At 72.0% G+C, this 19222-nt stretch carries 16 protein-coding genes; 8 read left to right on the top strand and 8 right to left on the bottom strand.

Features of this window, described 5'->3' with window-relative positions; genetic code table 11:
• Window positions 1-88: 88 nt before the first annotated feature.
• Window positions 89-922 carry a PIG-L family deacetylase gene (locus ACFZDI_RS08630; RefSeq protein WP_234848266.1) on the bottom strand — a complete coding sequence of 278 codons (834 nt, stop codon included), beginning with the start codon at window positions 920-922 and terminating at the stop codon, window positions 89-91.
• Window positions 923-1227: 305 nt separating this feature from the next.
• Here ACFZDI_RS08630 and ACFZDI_RS08625 point away from each other — a divergent pair, with 305 nt between their 5' ends.
• Window positions 1228-2277 (top strand): acyl-CoA dehydrogenase family protein, encoded by a 1050-nt coding sequence (locus ACFZDI_RS08625; protein ID WP_391248767.1) that lies wholly within the window; start codon window positions 1228-1230, stop codon window positions 2275-2277.
• Here ACFZDI_RS08625 and ACFZDI_RS08620 read toward each other — a convergent pair.
• The 4 genes from ACFZDI_RS08620 to ACFZDI_RS08605 all read right to left on the bottom strand — a co-directional run bounded on the left by ACFZDI_RS08620 (window position 2274) and on the right by ACFZDI_RS08605 (window position 4786).
• On the bottom strand, window positions 2274-3476 hold the full coding sequence (locus tag ACFZDI_RS08620) for a serine hydrolase (RefSeq protein WP_391248765.1): 1203 nt from the start codon (window positions 3474-3476) through the stop codon (window positions 2274-2276). The two genes, ACFZDI_RS08625 and ACFZDI_RS08620, sit on opposite strands and share 4 nt — an antisense overlap.
• Window positions 3477-3622: 146 nt before the next feature.
• Complete coding sequence (gene ssuE, locus ACFZDI_RS08615; protein ID WP_234848269.1) at window positions 3623-4177, bottom strand: NADPH-dependent FMN reductase; 555 nt, start codon at window positions 4175-4177, stop codon at window positions 3623-3625.
• Between the two features lie 186 nt (window positions 4178-4363).
• Window positions 4364-4441, bottom strand: coding sequence for a putative leader peptide (locus ACFZDI_RS08610; protein ID WP_351405193.1), 78 nt, complete (start codon window positions 4439-4441; stop codon window positions 4364-4366).
• A gap of 168 nt (window positions 4442-4609) precedes the next feature.
• Entirely contained in the window at window positions 4610-4786 is a 177-nt protein-coding gene (locus ACFZDI_RS08605; protein WP_234848270.1) for a hypothetical protein, read from the bottom strand.
• 226 nt (window positions 4787-5012) lie between these two features.
• Between ACFZDI_RS08605 and ACFZDI_RS08600 the strand changes: the two genes are divergently transcribed.
• A complete protein-coding gene (locus tag ACFZDI_RS08600) occupies window positions 5013-5453 on the top strand; it encodes an SPW repeat protein (protein WP_234848271.1) in 441 nt (146 codons plus the stop codon).
• A gap of 143 nt (window positions 5454-5596) precedes the next feature.
• Here ACFZDI_RS08600 and ACFZDI_RS08595 read toward each other — a convergent pair whose 3' ends face one another.
• Window positions 5597-6373 carry a GNAT family N-acetyltransferase gene (locus tag ACFZDI_RS08595; protein WP_391248762.1) on the bottom strand — a complete coding sequence of 259 codons (777 nt, stop codon included), beginning with the start codon at window positions 6371-6373 and terminating at the stop codon, window positions 5597-5599.
• 239 nt (window positions 6374-6612) lie between these two features.
• Here ACFZDI_RS08595 and ACFZDI_RS08590 point away from each other — a divergent pair, with 239 nt between their 5' ends.
• The 3 genes from ACFZDI_RS08590 (at window position 6613) to ACFZDI_RS08580 (ending at window position 12263) form a co-directional block, all read left to right on the top strand.
• Window positions 6613-7098: a nucleoside deaminase gene (locus ACFZDI_RS08590; protein WP_234848273.1), complete on the top strand. Its 486-nt coding sequence runs from the start codon at window positions 6613-6615 to the stop codon at window positions 7096-7098.
• 146 nt (window positions 7099-7244) lie between these two features.
• Window positions 7245-11522 carry an aminotransferase class I/II-fold pyridoxal phosphate-dependent enzyme gene (locus ACFZDI_RS08585; protein WP_391249511.1) on the top strand — a complete coding sequence of 1426 codons (4278 nt, stop codon included), beginning with the start codon at window positions 7245-7247 and terminating at the stop codon, window positions 11520-11522.
• A gap of 6 nt (window positions 11523-11528) precedes the next feature.
• The gene (locus ACFZDI_RS08580) at window positions 11529-12263 is read left to right on the top strand and encodes a class I SAM-dependent methyltransferase (protein ID WP_391248761.1); all 735 of its coding nucleotides are present in this window, start codon (window positions 11529-11531) and stop codon (window positions 12261-12263) included.
• 9 nt (window positions 12264-12272) lie between these two features.
• On the opposite strand, the gene ACFZDI_RS08575 is transcribed toward ACFZDI_RS08580, so the two are convergent.
• Window positions 12273-12938 (bottom strand): chaplin family protein, encoded by a 666-nt coding sequence (locus ACFZDI_RS08575; RefSeq protein ID WP_391248759.1) that lies wholly within the window; start codon window positions 12936-12938, stop codon window positions 12273-12275.
• Between the two features lie 313 nt (window positions 12939-13251).
• Between ACFZDI_RS08575 and ACFZDI_RS08570 the strand changes: the two genes are divergently transcribed.
• The 3 genes from ACFZDI_RS08570 to ACFZDI_RS08560 all read left to right on the top strand — a co-directional run bounded on the left by ACFZDI_RS08570 (window position 13252) and on the right by ACFZDI_RS08560 (window position 17694).
• Window positions 13252-14823 (top strand): alpha/beta hydrolase, encoded by a 1572-nt coding sequence (locus tag ACFZDI_RS08570; RefSeq protein ID WP_234848276.1) that lies wholly within the window; start codon window positions 13252-13254, stop codon window positions 14821-14823.
• 50 nt (window positions 14824-14873) lie between these two features.
• Window positions 14874-15968: a chemotaxis protein gene (locus ACFZDI_RS08565; RefSeq protein WP_391248757.1), complete on the top strand. Its 1095-nt coding sequence runs from the start codon at window positions 14874-14876 to the stop codon at window positions 15966-15968.
• 316 nt (window positions 15969-16284) lie between these two features.
• Window positions 16285-17694 carry a SpoIIE family protein phosphatase gene (locus ACFZDI_RS08560; RefSeq protein WP_391248755.1) on the top strand — a complete coding sequence of 470 codons (1410 nt, stop codon included), beginning with the start codon at window positions 16285-16287 and terminating at the stop codon, window positions 17692-17694.
• A 4-nt stretch (window positions 17695-17698) separates the two neighbouring features.
• Here ACFZDI_RS08560 and ACFZDI_RS08555 read toward each other — a convergent pair whose 3' ends face one another.
• Window positions 17699-19192: a hypothetical protein gene (locus ACFZDI_RS08555; protein WP_391248752.1), complete on the bottom strand. Its 1494-nt coding sequence runs from the start codon at window positions 19190-19192 to the stop codon at window positions 17699-17701.
• Window positions 19193-19222: the final 30 nt, after the last annotated feature.

Genomic DNA, 19222 nt, shown 5'->3' with positions numbered 1-19222 from the left:
GGTACGTCCGTGGGCGATGCGGGCCGGCTGGTGCATGTCCGGGGACGCCCTTCCGTTGATGCGTTGTGCCGACCGGCGGGTCGGGCGGTCAGCGCAGTCCGGCGAAGAGGTCGTCCTCGGGTGTGGCCGCGCCAGTGGCGTCCTGGACCCGTACGAAGGTCTCCACGCCCATCAGTTCACCGAACCTCTCCTTGCCCATCCTGAGGAAGAAGATGTTCTCGCCCTGACTGGCGTGCGCGGCCAGCGCGTCGAACTTCTGGCCGCTGAACGCGGTGGTGTCCACCCATGTGGTGATCTCATCGTCGGGGAGGCCGATCTCGGCCGGCGCGGCGGCCTCGGCGGGATCCGGCTCCGGCATGTCCTCACCGAACTCGCTCATGATCTCACCGAACCGCTGCATCATCGAGCGGGGCATCGTCGTCCAGTACACCTTCGGTGTCAGTGCGGTCATCTCCAGCGCCGCCATCGTGATGCGGTGGGCCTGGATGTGGTCGGGGTGACCGTAGAAGCCGTTCTCGTCGTAGGTGACGACCACGTCAGGTCGGTAGTGGCGCATGAGTTCCGCGAGCCGGGCCGCGCCTTCCTCCACGGGGGTCTGCCAGAAGGATCCGGGAGCGTCGTTGCTCGGCCAGCCCATCATCCCGGAGTCGGCATAGTCCAGCATCTCCAGATCGCTGACCTTCAGGACGTCACAACTCGCCTTGAGTTCTTGACGGCGCATCAACGCGACGGCCACGGGATCGTGCCCGGGATCGCCCGGCTTGACACCTCCCGGTCCGTCACCGCAACCGCCGTCGGTACACGTCACGAGAACCGTGCGGATGCCTTCCGCCGCGTACCGCGCGAGGACCCCTCCGGTTCCGGTGGCCTCGTCGTCGGGATGGGCATGCACGGCCATGAGCGTCAAAGGCCGGTCGGTCATGAGACAGTCCTCCTGCAGAAACATGTCGTGATGAAAGTGCTCGACTGGCTACCACACACCTGAGGCCCGGATTCCCGCGGGGCGGGCGACCTCCCGGTCTCCGTGCTTCCCCGCCCGCGCGGCGCCGGTCCCTCGGTCCATGCAACTCCGCCGACCGGTCCGGCTGTTCCCCGCACGGCTGGAGGGGGCCGTATGAAGCGTGGCGGAAGGCGGCGGGCGACTGGCCGCAGCAGCGCCGGCGGGGCCTGCCGACGACACGCCCCCGGATCAGCTTTCCGCGCCGCCCGACCGCGAGAATTCCTCCCATGACCACCACACCCCATGCCCTCGTCACCGGCGCACAGCGACTGGCGCACGATCTCCTCGTCCCGCGGGCCGAACGCGTCGACCAGGAGGGGGTGCCCGCGAGCCATGTGGAGGCGGTGAAGCGGGCCGGGCTGCTCGGCGTGGTGGCACCACGGGAGTACGGCGGGGCGGACGCGCCCGTTTCCGTGGCGCGGGAGACCGCGGAGATCCTGTCCGGGGCGTGCTGCTCCACATGGTTCGTGCAGACACAGCACCACACCCCGGTGAAGCTGCTCGCCACCTACGACTCACCGGCCCGGGAGAAGCTGCTGCGTCCGCTGGCGACCGGTGAGCTGATGGCCGGCATCGCCTTCGCCCATGTCCGCGCCTTCCCCCGGGTGCCGGTGCGGGCCGTTCCCCGGGAGGGCGGCTGGCGGTTCGAGGGGAAGGTGCCCTGGTACACGGGCTGGGGGCTGAACGACGTGATGCTGCTGGCCGGGGTGACGGACACGGCCGAGGTGGTGTTCGTGTGCGTCGAGGCGCGCGAGCAGCCGGGGCTGACGCCGTCGGCGCCGATGCGGCTCGCGGCTCTGAGCGCCGCCCGCACGGTGTCCCTGGAGCTGGACGGCCTGTGGGTGCCGGAGGAGGCCGTCGTACTGCGCGCCCCGCAGGAGGAGTTCGCCCTGATCGACCTCCCCCGGGCCGCCAACGCCAGTCCGGCCGTGTTCGGGGTGGCGTACGCGGCACTGGACCTGGTGGCGCGGAGCCCGGACGGCGAGGAGACGGCGCGCTCGCTGCGGGCCCGGCTCGACCAGGTCCGCCGGGAGGCCTACGCCCTGGCCGACCGGCCTGCCGCGGCGGACTCCGTCCCGGAACGCCTGGCCGTGAAGACCCGTGCCTACGACCTCCTGCGCGCGGCCACCACCGCGGCGATCGTGGCCGGGGGCGGCCGCTCCATGGCCCTGGACAGCCGGGCGCAGCGGCTTGCGCGCGAGGGGATGTTCCTGCTGGTGCAGGGCCAGACGGCCGAGGCACGCAGGACGCACCTCGGCTCGCTGGCGTCCGGCTAACCGAGGCCGGGCACGGCGGACGCCCGGTCCTTGCGGGTCGGCACCTTCCGGCAGAACTCCGCTTCGATGACGTCGGTGTAGAGGGAGGAGTCCGCCAGCCAGTCCCCGTTGATGTTGAAGGTGAGCTGGTGCTCGCCGTCCCGGGTGCCGGCCATCGCGGACAGGGAGCCGTTCGTACGGCCGCTCTTGCCCACCACCTTCACCCCGCAGGAGAGCTGCGCGAACTCGACCCCGAGCCCGTACCCGATGCCGTGACCGGCCGGCACCTCGTCGAACATCTCCTTCATCTGCCGCGGGGGAAGCAAGCGGCCCTTCATCAGCGCGCGTTGGAAGCGGTTCAGATCTCCGCTGGTGGAGATGACGTCGCCGGCCGCGCCCAGCCAGGTCATGTTCTGTTCGGTCGCGTCGTGGATCTCGGCGTCGGGGGCGTCCTGGTGAAGCCGGGAGTAGCCGACGGGGTGGGGTTTCGGCAGGTGGGGATCCGTGCCGGGGAACGACGTCCCGCGCAGTTTCAGGGGCCGGAGGATGCGGCGGGTGATCTCCTGGGCGTAGCCGCGGCCCGTGGCCTTCTCGATGACCATGCCCGCGATGACGAAGTTGGTGTTCGAGTAGGACGGTTCGCGCTCCGGGCCGGGCCGCGGTGCGCGCCGCAGGGCGATCGCCACGAGTTCCTCGGGCGTGTGGGTGTCGTACCGGTGCCGGGGGAAGCCGGGCCCCGCGCTGTCGTGGCTGAGGACGGGGTCGTCGGTGTAGTTGGCGATTCCGCTGGTGTGGTTGAGGAGTTGGCGCAGGGTGACCTCGGTGCCGTCGTAGCCGTTGCCGTGCAGCAGGCCGGGCAGCCATCGCTCGACCGTGTCGTCCAGGTTCAGTCTGCCTTCCGCCTCCAGTTGAAGCAGGACGGTGGCGACGAACGTCTTGGTGATGCTGGCGCCGCGGAAGTGGTCGCCGGCGGACCGCTCACGGCCGGTGCCGGTGTCCGCGTGGCCGGCCCGGCCGAACCAGGTCCCGTCGCTGTCCCGCGCTGTGGCCGCCACTCCGGGGAGCCCGCCCTTCTCGACCAGCGCGCGTAACGCGGTCCGGGTGGCCTCGTGGCCGTGCTGGTGGTCTGCTGCCTGCGCCGGCGGGGCGAGGGCCGCCGTTCCGGCGCACAGCGCCACGGCCAGGGCGATCGGGACGGTGCGTGCGGAGCGCTTCTTCATGCGTCTGTGCCTCCTGGTCACCGAGAGGCGGTGCTGCCTCTCGGTGACCAGGACGCCCGCGCCCGGCTCCAGGGTTGATCTTCGGACCGGCGCGGTGGCGGAGCGTCAGCCCACGACGAGTACTGCGAAGTTGACGGTGGGTGGGGTCAGCCCGCGACGGCCAGCAGCGGGGTGCGGCCGAGCGCCGCGGAGAACTGGTCGACCACCTGACCGAGCGCCTCGGTGGCCGCCGGCGCGACGGTCAGCGAGCCGTCGTCGTGGACGGTGAGGTCCTTGTCGAGGGTGAACCAGCCCTGCACGATGTGGGCCGCGCCCATGGAGGTGAGGACGGGGCGCAGGGCGTAGTCGATGGCCAGAACATGGGCGACGCTGCCGCCGGTGGCGAGCGGCAGCACGGTCTTGCCGGCGAGGGCGTACTGCGGGAGCAGGTCCAGCAGGGCCTTCAGGACACCGGAGTAGGACGCCTTGTAGACGGGAGTGCCGACGACGACGCCGTCGGCCCGGGCGAACAGCCCGGTGGCCTCGACGATGGCGGGGTGGCGGAAGTCCGCGCCGAGCAGGGCCTCCGCGGGGATGGTGCGGACGTCGAGCGGGATCACGTCGTGGCCCTGGGCCGCCAGCCGCTGGTCCAGGTGACGGAGCAGGCGGCTGGTACGGGACGAGGCGGAGGGGCTGCCGGAGACGGACAGGACGGTGGCCATGGGCTCTCATTTCCGGGAAGGCGCGACTGCGTGGGGCACCGCCGCGTCCGGGACGTCGCGTCCCACGGGCGTGCCGGGGACCGGGTTCGGGGTGAGGGGAATGCGCCGCACGGAGTGGGTCGCCGGCACGGAACAGGCCTGCCGACGGCGGATACGGCGGTGAGGAGAAGCGGCGAGCCCGAAGACTCAGGCTGCGGCGCGACAGGAAGCGCTGGAGACGCGTGCGAGGTCGACGTGGCGTCGCCGCGTGAGGTCCAGTCGCATGGTCATGCCATGGATCGTGGCAGTGGGGGTCACGGGCCGTCAAGGAATGCGCGGCTCATCTCGTATCCCGGACCGGCTTTTTCGGAAGGGAACCGCTTGCGGTTCGCGCCCGCCCGGTTCGGCACGATCGGGCGGGCGCGTTCCGTCGCCGGGCGAACGGCGGCGGCCTCAGTCGTCGTCCGCGGGGACGACCACGAGGAAGGCGTCGGACTCCAGGTCCATCACGACGGTGGCCGGTTCACCCTCGGCGCGGCGGCGTGCCGCGTACTCCTCCGCGGGCCACGATCCGCGCGGAGACCCTGCCGGGAACCGCTCCAACACCTTCGCACCGATGGCCGTGGTCACGTCCGCTGCCCTCCTTGCCCCTCGCCGCCCCGCGGGCGACGTCGCCGGTCGTTGTCGTACACATCCGGATGCCCCCGATCCGCCCGGGCATGTACTGCGGGGTAGATTCCGCCCGCCTCGCCAAGCTCTACACATAAAGGGGAAATAAGCGCAGAATGACACGTACGCGGCGATTACCGCATACCCCACCAGAAGCGGTCGCCCTGCACCATGAAGGAGACGAGTCATGGCCAACGTCTCGCCCACCAGAGGTGACATCACCACTCACCCCGATGCTTCCGAGATGCGTGACCGCTACGCGCGCATGCTCGGTGGCCGCGATGTGGCGCTCGTGGACGGACCGGTGTTCCTGCTCGGTCTGTACTGCGCCGCCTCCCCGTGGATAGTCCACTACACGACCAGCCAGCCGGCCCTCGTGACCCACAACCTGATCATGGGCATCGCGATCGGTCTGCTGGCGCTCGGGTTCACTCGCGCTCCCGAGCGCATGTACGGCCTGAGCTGGGCCATGTGCGCCGTGGGCGTATGGATGATCATCTCACCGTGGGTCGTCGGCGAAAGCCCGGACGCCGGTGTCGTGTGGAACAACATCATCATCGGTGCACTGGCCGTGATCCTGGGGCTCGTGTGCGCCGGCACGGCGGCGAAGGCCACGCCCAGGCCGTAGCGGACAGCGGAAGGGAACCGAAGGCCGGTCCACGCCCTGGACCGGCCCGTTCGCGTCCGCCCTCCGGCGTCCATGCCACGGTGGCGCAGCGGCGGCCCGCGCATGTGTGACGTGCCTTCCCGTTCCGCCACGGGCCCGTGCGGTCAGGACGTGTACTGGTACGGCGTCGTGGTCGTCAGGGGCAGGAAGCCGAGCCGTTCCAGGATCGGACGGCTCTGGTCGGAGGCGTCGACCTGGAGGTAGGAGTAGCCGCGGGCGGCGGCGGCCCGGGCGCGGTGGGCCACCAGGGAGCGGTAGATGCCCCGGCCGCGCCAGCCCCGTACGGTGCCGCCGCCCCAGAGGCCGGCGAAAGGGGTACCGGGCACGAGTTCCATGCGGGCCGCGCTCACCGGCCAGTCGCCGGCCATCGCCACGACGGCGACGACGGTGTCCGGGGCCGCCGACAGCCGGGCGAGGAGTTGGTGGCGCAGCCAGGAGCTGTCCGCGCCGAACGCGTCCTGGTGGACGTGTGCCACGAGATCGACGCCCGCCGGGTCGGTGACCGGCTCGACGCGCACGCCCTCGGGCGGTTCCGCGTCGTGGGCGACCACGGCGACCTCGCCGATCATCAGCGTCTCCGCGGGCTCGGGCGTGAACCCTGCCGCGCGCAGCCGAGGCCCGAGGTCCGCCGGCCGGTCGTGCCCGTAGAGCTTCCACTCGAAGTCGAGACCGAGCCCGGTGTAGTGGTCGATCTGCGCGGCGATCGCGGCGTCCGCCCCGGCCTCGTCGAGGTCGGACCACACGATGCCGTTCCAGCCCTGCGCGGAGGCGACCTGGCGGACGACGCCGCCGGTCCGCTCGACACGGGCGTCGGGACCGTCCGGGCGCGCTCCCGCGCGCAGGTCACGGTCGAACAGCGCGAGCAGCTCCGCATGATCCATGAGCACACCTCAGCAGGCAGCGGACCGGGCGGCAACGGGTTTTGCGGTGCGAACGCCCCTCCCTGTGGGCCCCCGGCACTCCGCCCGGGACCGGGGGGTGTGGGCCCCCGGCACTCCGCCCGGGACCGGGCGGCGAAGGGTTCTGCGGCGCTCCCCCTCCCGGCCCCGCTCCTTTCCCGCCGACGGCCGGCGTCCTAGGGTCCTGTCGATCACACGTCGTCTCGGGAGAGGCCTGCCGCATGGTCGTGAAGGACACGGAACTGCCGCACCTGCGCCGCTGTGTGGAGCTCGCGGCCGAGGCCCTGGAGGCCGGGGACGAGCCGTTCGGATCGGTTCTGGTGGGCGGGGACGGCACCGTCCTCGGCGAGGACCACAACCGGGTGGCCTCGGGCGACCGCACCCGGCACCCCGAGTTCGAGCTGGCCCGCTGGTCGGCGGCGCACCTCACGCCCGCGGAACGGGCGGCCGCCACGGTCTACACCTCCGGCGAGCACTGCCCGATGTGCGCGGCCGCGCACGCCTGGGTCGGCCTCGGCCGGATCGTCTACGTCTCCTCGTCGGAGCAACTGGGCTCCTGGCTCGCGGAGTTGGGGGTCCCCGCCCCACCGGTGCGGCCACTTCCCGTACACGAGGTGGCGCCCGCCGTAGTCGTGGACGGCCCGGTTCCGGACCTCGTCGACCGGGTGAGGGAGTTGCACGTCAGGTTCCACCGCGGGCGCGGCTGAGGCCCGGCCCGGCCCCCTGCCCGAGATGCAGGGCCGCTGGGACGAACCTACGATCGTTTTGAATTGGACCAGGTGTAAGACCAGGCGTACGCGCCGGTCTCCCCGACGGGGGGAGGCACATGTCCTCGTTGCCGGCACGCCGGCTCATGGCCGTCTACGTCGTACTGGTCGCGGCCGTCACCGTCGTGTACATGACCGTGCCGGTGATGGTCCCCGTGATGTGGGCCGTGATGGGGCTGGCCGGGGTCGCCGCGGTCCTGATCGGCACCCGCCTCCACCGGCCCGCCCACCCGTGGCCCTGGTGGGTCCTGGCGGCCGGCCTGCTGGTCTTCGTCGCGGGCGACACGTACTACTTCGTGATGGAGCAGTACCTCGGGGCCTCCAACCCGTTCCCGTCCCCGGCGGACGCCTGTTACCTCGCGATGTACCCGCTCATCGCGCTCGGCCTGTCGGGGCTGGTGCGTCACCGGTGGGCCGGCCGCGACCTGCCGAGCCTGCTCGACGCGCTGATCGTCACCGCCGGCCTCGCGCTGCCCGTGTGGGTCTACCTGGTGCAGCCGCTGACCGTCGTCCAGGGCCTGACCTGGCAGCAGCGTGCCATCAGCATCGCCTACCCCCTCGGCGACATCCTCGTGCTGGCCCTGCTGGTCCGGCTGCTCACCCCCAGCCCGGTCAACGGCTCCAATCGCGCCGTGCGCCTGCTGGTCGCCGGCACGGTGACTTTGCTCGTCACCGACATCGGATACGGGATCCTGCAGTTGAACGACGTGTGGGAGACCGGCAGCTTCCTGGACCTCGGCTGGGTCGTCTTCTACACCGCCTGGGGCCTGGCGGCGCTGCATCCGTCCATGGTCGAGCTGACGGCCTCCGTGCCCCAGCGGGAGTCCCTGCTGCCGCCGCGGCGCAGGCTGGTCATGCTCGCCGTGGCCACGCTCATCGCCCCGGGGATCCTGCTCTGGGAGGGGCTGAGCGGCCAGACCCGCGACGCCGCCGCGATCGCGGCCTTCTCGGGCGTGCTGTTCCTCCTGGTCATCCTCCGGCTGGCGGGGATGGTCGTCGCACATCGCCATGCGGTACACAGGGAGCTCGCCCTGCGGACCGCCGCCGCGTCGCTGGTTTCCGCCTTCCGGCAGGAGGAGGTGGACCGGTCCTGCCGGGCGGCGGTCGACCGGCTGATGGGCCCGGACGTACCGCACCGGACCCTGCTGCTGCCGCGGGAGCGCGCGGCGGACCTCGGGGCCCAGGGCACCCGGCTGGTGAGCCCGGCCGCCCTCGATCCCGACCTCTGCACCGGGCTGGACGGCCTGCCGTCCGTCCTGGCCTGCCCCATGACCCAGCCCGACCGCCCCACCGGGGCCGTGCCGGGCGTCCTGCTCGTCGCCGCCCCCGAGCGGCAGCTCATCGAGACCCGGAGCTCCCTGGAGATCCTCGCCTCCCACGCGGGCCTGGCCATGGAGCGTGTCGCGCTGCGGCAGGAAGTAGTCCGGCGCGAGAACGAGGCGTACTTCCGCACCCTCGTCCGCAACACCTCCGATGTGATCCTGATCCTGGAGGACGACGACACCATCCGGTACGCCAGCCCCTCGGCGCGGTCCGTGTTCGGCACCGACGACCTCGTGGGGGTCTCGCTGCCGCAGCTGGTGGATCCCGGCGACCGGGACCGGGCCGCGCGGGGACTGACCGCCGTACGGGCGCGGGGGCCGTGGGCGGGGCACGACCACTGGTGGGTGCAGCGCCGGGAGGGGCGCGTCGAGGTGGAGGTCCGGTTCAGTGACTTCCGCGACGAGCGCACCGTGTCCGGCCTGGTGGTGACCCTGCGGGACGTGACGGAACAGCGGCGGCTCGAGCAGGAGCTGACGCAGCGGGCCTTCCACGACTCGCTGACCGGTCTGCCCAACCGGACCCTGCTGCTGGAGCGGATCGAACGCGCCCTGCTGCGCGGGCGCCGCGAGTCGTCCCTGACCTGTCTGCTCTTCATCGATCTCGACGACTTCAAACTGGTCAACGACACGATGGGACACCGGGCCGGCGACCACCTGCTGGTCTCGGTCGGCAACCGGCTGTCCCGGACGCTGCGCCGCACCGACACCGCCGCCCGGCTCGGCGGTGACGAGTTCGCCGTACTGATGGAGGACGCCAAGCAGCCCCTGGACGCCGAACTGCTCGCCGCCCAGGTGATCCAGACGCTGAGCCGGCCCTTCGACCTGGCCGACGAGTCGGTGACGGTGTCGGCCAGCGTGGGTGTGGCCACCGCGCGCGACAGCACGGACGCGGAGGAACTGCTCGGCCACGCCGACCTCGCGCTGTACGCGGCGAAGGCGGCGGGCAAACGGCAGTGGCGCCGGTTCAAGCCGCTGCTGCGCAGCCGCATGGTGGAGCGGCACGATCTGCAGTCCCAGCTGGCCCGGGCGGTCGCCGACAAGGCGTTCGTGCTGCGCTACCAGCCCGTCGTGGACATCTCGGCGGGTGAGGTGGTGGGGTTCGAGGCGCTGGTCCGCTGGCCGCACGAGCAGCGGCCGCCCGTCATGCCGGACCAGTTCATCAGGCTGGCCGAGGAGACCGGGCACATCGCCCCGCTCGGCTCATGGGTGCTGGAGAACGCGGTCAGCGACATCGTGAACCTGCAGCGTCTGCCCGGGCCCGCCCGTCCGCCGTACGTCAGCGTGAACGTCTCCGCCCGTCAGTTCCGCGACGCCGGGTTCATCGAGCAGGTCGGGGAGGCGCTGAGCACACCGGGGCTGGAGCCGGGTTCGCTGCAGCTGGAGATGACCGAGACGGTGCTGCTGCACCGCGACGACCGTCTCCAGACGGTGCTGAACACCCTCAAGGAACTCGGGGTGCACATCGCGGTCGACGACTTCGGCACCGGCTTCTCCTCGCTGCGCTACCTGCGGGACTTCCCCATCGACGTACTGAAGATCGACAAGTCGTTCATCGACGACATCACGCGTGACGCCCAGCAGGTCGCCCTGGTCGAGGGCATCGTGCGCATCGCCGACACCCTGGGCCTGCAGGTCATCGCGGAGGGCATCGAGGACGCGGCCCAGCGGGATCTGCTGGCCGGGATGGGATGCCGGTTCGGGCAGGGGTACCTGTTCGCCCGGCCGATGACCGTGGAGCAGAGCGCGCGGATACTACGGGAGCCGAGCGCCCGTCCCTTCGCGTCGCCGCCGGCGCGCCGTCCCCGGGTCGACGCCGCCCGGGGACGCCGGGAGGCACGCTGGGCGGATCTGGAGCATCTGCGCCGCACCAGCCCGATGAGCGACGCGGTCCTGGACGAGGTGCGCGGGCGGCACATCCGCAGCGGCGACCACTGGCTGATCGACTTCGCGTCGTGCAACTACCTGGGCTTCGACTGGGACCCGGAGGTCATGGAGGCCGTCGCTCCCGCCGTACGCCGCTGGGGTACCCATCCCAGCTGGTCGCGCCTGCTGGGCAGTCCGCGGCTGTATCCCGACATCGAGGAGCGGCTCGCCGCGCTGCTGGGCGCGCCGGACACGCTGCTGCTGCCGACGCTGACGCTGGTCCACTCCTCGGTGATCCCCGCCATCGCCGAGGACGGGCACGTGTTCGTGGAGGCGACCGCGCACCGGACGGTCTACGACGGCTGCGTGGTGGCCCGGGCGCAGGGCGCCACCCTGCACCGTTTCCACGCCGAGCGGCTCGACGAACTGCAGGCCCTGCTGGCCGGTGTGCCCCCGGGGACGCCGCGGCTGGTGTGCCTGGACGGCGTCAACAGCATGAGCGGCAACATCCCCGACCTGCCGGCGCTGGCGGCGGTGTGCCGCTCGCAGGGAGCGACACTGTACGTCGACGACGCGCACGGCTTCGGCGTGATCGGGGAGCGCGGGCCGGACGAGATGTGCCCCTACGGCATGCGCGGCAACTGCGTGGTACGGCACACCGGGGAGTCGTACGACGGGATCGTGCTCGTGGCCGGCTTCTCCAAGGCGTACTCGTCCCTGCTGGCGTTCCTCGCGCTGCCGTCGGAACTGAAGAACCGGCTGAAGACCGCGGCGGCGCCCTATCTGTACTCGGGTCCGTCGCCGACGGCGTCGCTGGCCACGGCACTGGCCGGGCTGGACGTCAACGACCGCCGGGGCGACATGATCCGGGCCGATCTGTACCGCAAGACGTCCCGGGTGCTCGACCACCTGGAGGGCTTGGGGGTGTACAGCCTGAACTCGGACCGGCTGCCCATCGTGGAGGTGCCGCTGGCCAACCCCGCGGACCTGGACGCGGTCGCCGCGTTCCTGTGGCAGGAGGGCGTCTACGTGACCCTGGCCGCCTACCCGCTGGTCCCGCGGGACCGGGTGGGTTTCCGGGTCCAGCTCACCGCCCTCAACTCCGACGAGGACATCGACCATCTGAACGCGACGATGACCCGGTTGTCGACACGTTTCCCGCTGCGGCTGAAGGGCTAGAGGGCCATGACGACGCACAACGACGACGTGGACTGGGACCTCTGGCCGGTCGCCGACTACCTCGCGGAGAACTACCGCGAGGTGCACGCGTCGGACGCGGCGGTCATCGCGCACCACTCGGCGTTCTACCGGGGTCTTCCTCCCGGCTCGATCGCCCGCTCGGTCGAGTTCGGGGCGGGCCCGAACCTGTATCCGCTGATACTCGCCTCGGCCGCGTGCCGCAGGATCGACGCCGTGGAGGCCGGGGCGAGCAACGTCGCCTACCTCGAGGACCAGATCTGCCACCGTCTCGACGCGAGCTGGCTGCCGTTCCACGCGCTGTGCCGAAGCCTCAATCCCTCGCTGCCCCCGACGCTGGCCGGGGCGCTGGCCCCGGTGAACGTCGTCCACGCCGATGTCCGGTCCCTGCCGCCGGGCACCTACGGGCTGGCCTCCATGCACTTCGTGGCCGAGAGCGTCACGGAGGACTTCGCCGAGTTCGCCGACTTCTGCCGCACCTTCGTCCGCACGGCCCGGCCGGGGGGCCACCTGGTCGCCGCGTTCATGGAGAACATGCCGACCTACCGGATCGGGCCGGCCTCCCGCTGGCCGGGCTGCCCGGTGAGCCCGGCGACCGTCACGGAGGTCTTCGCGCCGCTGACCCGGGACCTGGACGTGACCCACATCGACGTGGACCCGACCCTGCCGGACTACGGCGACTCGGGGATGGTGCTGCTCACGGGGGTGGCGGAGGCGGTGTGACCGTTGCGGTCAGCCGTCCGCACCGGGCCGGAACCTGCGGCGCAGCACCACTCCCCCGGCGACCAGCGCCGCGCTCGCCGCGACGGACTGGAGGGCGTGATCCGTGCCCGTGTGGGCCAGGGCGCCCCTGGCGTGCGGAACGGTCCGCGGGGCCGGTTCGGGGCCGGGGCGGTCGCGGGGCGGTGCGATCGGCTCCGGGTCCGGCTTCGCCGGGTGCTGGGGGCGGACCCGGTCATGGTCGCCGCGGCCGTTGGAGTACGCGTTGCCGGTGGCCGGGTCGCCGATGCCCACCACGTTCGCCGAGTTGCCCGTGACGTCGACGGGGAGGTCGACCGGCAGCTGCACGCCGTTGCCGGAGACCACGCCGGGGGAATCCTTTCCACTGCCCTCGGCGACCGCACCGCCGGACCCGCCCGGCCGCCCGGCCTGCCCGTCACCCTTGTTGACGCAGCGGTTGCCGGCCGCGGGGTTGAGGAGCCCCACCACGTTCACGGTGTTCCCGCACCCGTTCACCGGGACGTGCACCGGCAGCTGGAGGGTGTTGCCGGAGACCACCCCAGGCGAACCGGCCGCCGAGCCGTCCGTGCCGGAACCGGCGTACGCGGGGACGGTCACGGCCATCGCGCCCGAGGCGGCGGCGACGGCGATCACTCCGTTTCGGGTAGCCCTTCGCATGGGACCCCTGCCTTCCAGACTTCGTCGGCGGGCACTCACCCGCACCGGGAAGAACGCCGGGCCCCCGGTCCGAGTTGCGGCTTATCCGCCTTTCACTCCATCGAGCGGACAGGTTGTCGAACTAGCGGTAAAGCCGCTCGTACGCGGCCTCGCATCCGGACGCCCTACGGGCGTCACCCGGGCGGACGGCACCGGACGCACGGCCCGCCGCACGGGCCGTCCGCCCGGAGGCGAGGCGTCCGGAGCGCGCTTATGGTGAGCGAGGGCACCGATCCGGTCCGCTGCGGGAGGTCCCGCGTACCTGGAGGCATCGATGCTGGCCAAGCTGTCCACGCGCCCCTCGATACGGCGCTGCGCGGTCACCGGCACGGCCGGGCTGGCCCTGCTGGGTACGGCACTGCCGGCCGCCGACGACCCTCCGCCCGGCCTGACGCGCTTCTACGACCAGAAGGTCACCTGGTCGAGATGCTCGGGCATGGACATGCCGAAGGACCTCCAGTGCGGGAAGGTCACCGTCCCGCTCGACTACTCCGCACCCGGCAAGGGCACCCTCGACCTCGCCGTGGCCCGTTACCGGGCCACGGGCAAGTCCCGGGGCTCGGTGCTGCTGAACTTCGGCGGCCCCGGCGGCCAGGGCGTGGCCCAACTCGCCATGGGGGCCAAGGACTTCATGGGCCTGACGAACGGCTATGACGTCGTCTCCTTCGACCCGCGCGGGGTGGGCCGCTCCTCGCCGGTGAGCTGCGGGAACGCCTCGACCGCCGCCCTGGACGCCACGGACGGCAACGCCGACGTGGCCGACGCCGGGGCCGTGCTCGAAGAGCTGCGCGCGGCCGCGACCGAGTGCACCGAGCACTCCGGCCCGGTCCTGCCCCACATCGGCACGGTCAACGCCGCCCGCGACCTGGACGTCATGCGGGACGCCCTCGGCGACGACAAGCTCAACTACCTGGGCTTTTCCTACGGCAGCCGGCTCGGCGCGGTGTACGCGGCCCAGTACCCCGAGAAGGTCGGCAGGATGGTGCTGGACGGCGTCGACACCCTGACCGAACCGCTGACCGACCAGGGTGTGGCGAGCGCCCAGGGGCAGCAGACCGCGCTGGAGAGTTTCCTGAACTGGTGTACCGAGGACATCGCCTGCCCGTTCGGACGCGATCCCCGAGAGGCCCGGGAACACGTCGTGGAGGTGGTCGAGTCGCTCGACAAGGACCCGCTGCCGACCGACTTCGGCGAGGCGTTCACCGGTCAGGACTTCGCGGGGGCGCTCGGGCAGGGCCTCTACAGCAGGGAGCTGTGGCCCTCGCTGCAGCGGGCCGCCGGCCAGCTGCTGGAGGACGGTGACACCCGCGGCCTGGAGGCGTTTCTCTCCGGCGGCTTCACTCTGCCGCTGCGGCGCCCCCCGCACGCCGGACTCACCGACCCGGCGGACATCCCCCTCGACAACCTGCCGGCGGCCCTGATGGCGGTCAACTGCGCCGACGATCCCGACCGGCCCTCCGCCGCGCAGGTCACCGAGGACCTCGGCCGGCTCCGCGCCCGCTACGAGCAGGCCTCCCCGGTGTTCGGCCGGTACCGGCTCACCCAGGTCCTGATGTGCTACGGCCGCCCCAAGGGCACCGACTACATCCGCGACGACGTCAAGGATGTCGAGACGCCGCGGATGCTGCTCGTGGGCACCCGGGGCGACCCGGCCACGCCGTACCGCTGGACGGTGGAGACGGCCAGACGGCTCGGATCGTCGGCGGTGGTGCTCGACAACCGGGGCGAGGGCCACACCGGCTACGGCTCGTCGAAGTGCGTGCACGGCAAGGTCGACGCCTTCCTGCTGTACGGAACCCTGCCGCCGGACGGCAGTTCCTGCGGCTCCGACCGCGACGACGAATGAGCACGTTCGGCCCACATGCCCCTGTGCCGAATTCGCTCTATCGTTCTGTCATGGAGCACGTTCTGACTCCCGCGACCCTGTCAGAGCTGCGGCGCCCGCGCCCCTACCCCGCGGTCTCCGTGCTGACCCCGACACACCGGCGTGATCCCTACAACGCCCAGGATCAGGTCCGGCTGCGCAACGTGGTCGCCGAGGCCAAGCGGCAGCTGGAGGCCGATCCGGCCGTCACCCGCGAGCGACGCACCGAGGTCTCCGGGCACCTCGACCGTGCCCTGGCCGAGGTCGACCTGACCCACGCCGAGGACGGCCTGGCGATCTTCGCCGCCCCCGGTGAGCACCAGGTGTGGTCCCTGGCCCGGCCCGTCCCCGAACGGGTCGTGCTCTCGGACACCTTCCTCACGCGCAATCTCGTCTCCGCCCAGACGGCCGGACAGCCCTTCTGGGTCCTCTCGCTCGCCGCGGACCGCGTCACGCTGTGGGACGGCGGCGTCGACCGGGTCTCCGCGGCGCGCGTCGGCGGCTTCCCGCTGACCCGGCGCGTGGAGAACTTCGACCCGGAACGACGGCAGCGGATCGGCGACACCCCGAGCGCCTTCCAGGAGACGCGCACACGCCAGTTCCTCCGCGAGGCCGACATCGCGATGGCCGCCGTGCTGCGCGACCACCCGAGGAAGCTCTACGTGACGGGTGAGCCGGCCGCCCTCTCCCTGCTGGAGGAGGTCGGCGTCACCACCCGGGACGCGGTGCACGTCCCGCACGGCGGCCTCGCGCACGGGACCCCCGAGACGGTGTGGCAGGCCCTGCGGCCGGTGGTCGAGGAAGAGGCCCGCAGGAGCACGGACGCCGTGGCCCGGGCCCTCGAAACGGGCCGCGGACGGCGGGAATTCGCGGCCGGTGTCGACGAGCTGTGGCAGAGCGCCCGGGAGGGCCGCGTCCGGCTGCTGGCCGTCGAGGAGAACTACCGGGTGACGGACCGCGACGCCGGGGACCATCTGATCCCCGCCGAGGCCGACGACCTCGGCTCCCGCGAGGACATCGTGGACGAGATCGTCGAGCAGTGCCTGGAGACCGGGGCCGACGTCCGCTTCGTACCGGACGGCACACTCGGCGAGGCGGACGGCATGGCCGGGGTGCTGCGCTACTGACCGACCGGGGACTCGCCCGGCAGCCCCGCCCCGCAGCCCCGCCCACAGACTCGAACAGAGAGTCGTCGAACACTCGAATCAGCCTCGCACCGAGGTTCCGACGCTCCCTCAAATCCCCTGTGTACGCTGCGACTTGGTTCTCCCGGCAGCAGCCTCGGCGCCTACCTCGGAGTAACTCCGCGAGACGGTGACATATGCCAGAAGCACCACCGTATCGTGTGTCGTCGAATCCCTTACAGGGCGTCGCGGGCTGTGCAACAGTCGTAACGGTCCCTCCGTCCGCCTTGGTCGTACCGTCCCCGCATCGGAGTGCGTCATGCCGTCCCACCTCTCCGCGGACCGCCCAGCCGCCCAGCCGCCCCCGCGCGGGTCGGTCGACGCGCTCATCTCGCAGACGCGGCGACTCAAGGGCGACGTGGACGCGGTGCGCCGCGACTCCGAGGGGGAGGGAGCCGATCACCCGCGCGAGCGCTGGCAACGCGCCCTGTACGACCTGGCCCTGCACCAGCTCAACGACCTCGACGAGCACCTGGCCCAGCTGCGGGACGGCCCCCTGCCCACGGCGGCCGCCCCGGAACCCGCCGAGGCCGCACCCGGCTCACTGCTCAGCCGGGTCGGCAGCGCCGAGTGGAACCTGCAGACGGACCAGGCCAGTTGGTCCGGAGAGCTCTATCAGATCCTGGGCCGCGACCCGGCCGCTCCCCCGCTCACCCTCGACGAGCTGCCGTCGCTGGTGGTGGAGGAGGACCGGCCGAAGCTGACGGCCATGGTCACCAACTGCCTCGTGGACGCCAGGCCCATCGACGGCGAGTTCCGCATCGCCCGCCGGAGCGACGACGTACGGACCCTGCACATGATGGGCGAACCGGTGCTCGACGCCGACGGCAGCACCGCGTCCATGTGGGCCGTACTGCGCGATGTCAGCGAACTGCGCCGCAGCCAGCGGGTGGTGAGCGAGACCCGTGACTCGCTCCGCAACCGGCAGGAGGCAGCACGGAGCGAACAGCGGCTCGCGGCCGAGCTGCAGGAGGCCGCGCTGCCACCGTGGCGCGGCTCCCTGCGGCTGCCGCACCGCGGCCCGCGAACCCTCGAACTCGCCGCACGCCACCTGCCGGCCTCCACGGCCACACTCATCGGCGGCGACTGGTACGACGCGCTCGAACTGACCGACGGCGAAACGCTGCTCAGCGTGGGTGATCTCACCGGGCAGGGTGTCGGCGTCACCTCGAACATGACCATGCTGCTCGGTGCCGTCCGCGGCATGGCGATGGCCGGCGCGCAGCCGGGGCAGTTGATGGCCTGGCTGAACCAGTTACTCGACGCCACCGTGCAACCCGCCCTGGGCAGCGCCGTCTGCTGCCGCTACCGGCCGGCCACCCGCACCCTGGTGTGGGCGCAGGCCGGACACCCCGCCCCGCTGCTGTTCCGCGACGGGACGGGGCGGGTGCTCAACACCCCGGACGGCGTGCTGCTCGGCGCCACCTCGGGCGCCGTCTACGGGCAGGCCGAAGAGACACTCGAAGTGGGCGACCTGCTGCTCCTGCACACCGACGGACTGGTGCCCGGGCACACGGGGCCGGAGGCCGCAGGGCTGCTCCTCGGTCTGGCACCCCGTCTGGCCGGGAACCGCACCGCGGAGGACTGTCTGGGGACCGTGGTCGAGGAGTTCGGCGAGGGCGGGCGCGAGGACAACGCCTGTGTACTGATGGCGAAGGTCACGGCGTAGGAACTCAGGCCGGTGCGTGGTCGCCGCCCCTGCCCTTCGTCTTCGGCAGGGCGTGCTTGATCTCCTCCCGCAGCTCCTGGATCCTCGGGTAGCCGGAGTACTCCGCCGTGAGCCGGTACATCTGGCGCAGCCGGTCCCACGTACGGTGCGAGGAGTTCGATCCCATCGACACCAGGGCCAGGCGTGCGTACCGGTCGGCCTGTTCGGGGTCGTCGGCGATGAAACAGGCCGACGCCATCGACAGGTAGTCGAAGATCTTCGACCGCTGCCGGCCGTCGACCCTCAGGGCGAGGGCCTTCTCCGCGTAGTGCTGGGCGTGCGCCGCAGCGCCCGGCTCGAACTCGGCGAGCGTGCGGTACGCCAGGGCCTGCATGCCGTACAGGTCCTCCTCCTTGAAGGTCTGCATCCAGTCCGGCGGCGGGACGTCGGCCTTGTCGGAGACGAACAGGTCCTCCGCCCGCCCCAGCGTGCGCCGCATCGCCTGGCCCTTGCCCATCGACGCCTGCGCCCAGGCCTCGACGGTGCAGAGCATCGCCCTGGTGCGGGGCAGCACCTCGTCACCCGAGCCGGAGGTGGCGAGCCTCATCAGCTCCAGGGCGTCGTCCGGCCTGCCCAGGTGCACCATCTGGCGGGCCGCGCGGGACAGGGCCTCGCCCGCCCGGGGCCGGTCCCCGCCCTCTCGGGCCGCGTGCGCGGCGATGAGGAAGTACTTCTGGGCCGTGGGCTCCAGGCCGACGTCGTGCGACATCCAGCCCGCGAGGACGGCGAGGTTGGCGGCGACGCCCCACAGGCGCCGCTGGAGGTGGGGTGGGTGACGGTAGGCGAGCATGCCGCCCACCTCGTTGAGCTGGCCCACCACGGCCTTGCGCTGGAGCCCGCCGCCGCGGGCCGCGTCCCAGGCGCGGAACACCTCGACCGAGCGCTCCAGTTCCTCGATCTCCTGCGACCCGAGGGGGGCGGCCTCGTAGCGGTCGAACCCGGCGGGGTCGGCGTGCAGGGGATGGTCGAGGTCGGGGGCGTCGACAGCCAGGGAAGGGTCGGTGTGCAGCCAGTCGTACATGGCGCTGCTGAGTGCGGATCCCGCGGCGAGCGCGGCGCCCGCGCCCACCAAGCCGCGTCGGTTGAGCATGAGGTCCATTCCCGTGAATTCGGTGAGGACCGCAGCCGTCCGCTCGGGCGCCCACGGCACGCCGTCGGGAGCATCGGCGCTCCCGCCGCCCTGCCGTTTCCCCGCACGCCCGTGCCGGACCAGACCGAGGTCCTCGATGGTCACGACACGGCCGAGACGCTCGGTGAACAGAGCCGCCAGCACCCGCGGCACCGGATCGCGCGGGATCTCCCCCGTGTCGATCCACCGCCGCACCCGGGAGGTGTCGGTCGACAGCTGGGGATGGCCCATGGCCGCCGCCTGCCGGTTGACCAGCCTCGCGAGTTCGCCCTTGGACCAGCCGGCCAGGCCGAACAGGTCCGCGAGCCGGGTGTTGGGTTGTCCGCTCACGTCAAGCCCCCAGGTTCTCGGCTGAGTTGA

The organism is Streptomyces sp. NPDC007907 (assembly GCF_042959365.1).
GTDB lineage: Bacteria > Actinomycetota > Actinomycetes > Streptomycetales > Streptomycetaceae > Streptomyces > Streptomyces indiaensis.
Note: the sequence above shows the minus strand (reverse complement) of the source record. Positions and strands in the feature narration are given on the sequence as shown.

Coding starts and splice junctions, on each gene's coding strand:
- ACFZDI_RS08570 (WP_234848276.1), top strand. CDS start 13,252: ATGCTGGCCAAGCTGTCCACGCGCCCCTCGATACGGCGCTGCGCGGTC.
- ssuE (WP_234848269.1), bottom strand. CDS start 4,177: ATGGCCACCGTCCTGTCCGTCTCCGGCAGCCCCTCCGCCTCGTCCCGT.
- ACFZDI_RS08585 (WP_391249511.1), top strand. CDS start 7,245: ATGGCCGTCTACGTCGTACTGGTCGCGGCCGTCACCGTCGTGTACATG.
- ACFZDI_RS08560 (WP_391248755.1), top strand. CDS start 16,285: ATGCCGTCCCACCTCTCCGCGGACCGCCCAGCCGCCCAGCCGCCCCCG.
- ACFZDI_RS08565 (WP_391248757.1), top strand. CDS start 14,874: ATGGAGCACGTTCTGACTCCCGCGACCCTGTCAGAGCTGCGGCGCCCG.
- ACFZDI_RS08575 (WP_391248759.1), bottom strand. CDS start 12,938: ATGCGAAGGGCTACCCGAAACGGAGTGATCGCCGTCGCCGCCGCCTCG.
- ACFZDI_RS08620 (WP_391248765.1), bottom strand. CDS start 3,476: ATGAAGAAGCGCTCCGCACGCACCGTCCCGATCGCCCTGGCCGTGGCG.
- ACFZDI_RS08625 (WP_391248767.1), top strand. CDS start 1,228: ATGACCACCACACCCCATGCCCTCGTCACCGGCGCACAGCGACTGGCG.
- ACFZDI_RS08600 (WP_234848271.1), top strand. CDS start 5,013: ATGGCCAACGTCTCGCCCACCAGAGGTGACATCACCACTCACCCCGAT.
- ACFZDI_RS08610 (WP_351405193.1), bottom strand. CDS start 4,441: ATGCGACTGGACCTCACGCGGCGACGCCACGTCGACCTCGCACGCGTC.
- ACFZDI_RS08580 (WP_391248761.1), top strand. CDS start 11,529: ATGACGACGCACAACGACGACGTGGACTGGGACCTCTGGCCGGTCGCC.
- ACFZDI_RS08630 (WP_234848266.1), bottom strand. CDS start 922: ATGACCGACCGGCCTTTGACGCTCATGGCCGTGCATGCCCATCCCGAC.
- ACFZDI_RS08595 (WP_391248762.1), bottom strand. CDS start 6,373: ATGGATCATGCGGAGCTGCTCGCGCTGTTCGACCGTGACCTGCGCGCG.
- ACFZDI_RS08590 (WP_234848273.1), top strand. CDS start 6,613: ATGGTCGTGAAGGACACGGAACTGCCGCACCTGCGCCGCTGTGTGGAG.